Below are 623 nucleotides of genomic sequence, written 5' to 3' on the forward strand. Positions count from 1 at the left end.
TCGATACCGGATGCGTGGTACTGGACATCGTCTCCGGTCAACTTCATGAACGCATCCTCGAGCGACCCCTGCACAGACGCCAACTCGTACAACACGATTCCCTGCGAACCAGCCAAACCACCGATCACATCAGTCGTCGAATCCACGACCACCAACGCCGGCGCAACACCGGAACCGTCCTCACGCACCGTCAACCCCTGCGAGAGCAACACACTGCGCAACGCATCGAGCTGAGGACTACGCACCCGCACCGTCGACTCCGACGAGCGATCCACGAACTCCGCCACCGTCGAATCCGAAATCAACCGACCCCGACCGATCACCACCAACTGCTCCGCCGTCAACGCCATCTCCGAGAGAAGGTGACTCGACACCAGCACCGTGCGACCCTCGGCCGCCAACCGCTGCATGAACTTACGAATCCAGACGATGCCCTCCGGATCGAGACCGTTGACCGGCTCGTCGAACAACAACACCTTCGGATCACCCAACAACGCACCCGCCAACCCGAGACGCTGCGACATACCGAGCGAGAACCCACCGGCCTTCTTGCCCGCCACCTCGGACAACCCGACCAACCCGAGCACCTCGTCCACGCGGGACTTCGGGATCCCGTTCGAAGC

General features: G+C 62.1%; 1 protein-coding gene. It reads right to left on the reverse strand.

From position 1 onward, the window contains the following. Positions 1-623, reverse strand: a 623-nt coding sequence (locus RE4_RS30565) for a DUF8746 domain-containing protein (protein WP_155717010.1), incomplete at both ends; no start/stop codon positions are given.

The organism is Rhodococcus erythropolis NBRC 15567 (genome assembly GCF_001552595.1).
GTDB lineage: Bacteria > Actinomycetota > Actinomycetes > Mycobacteriales > Mycobacteriaceae > Rhodococcus_F > Rhodococcus_F erythropolis.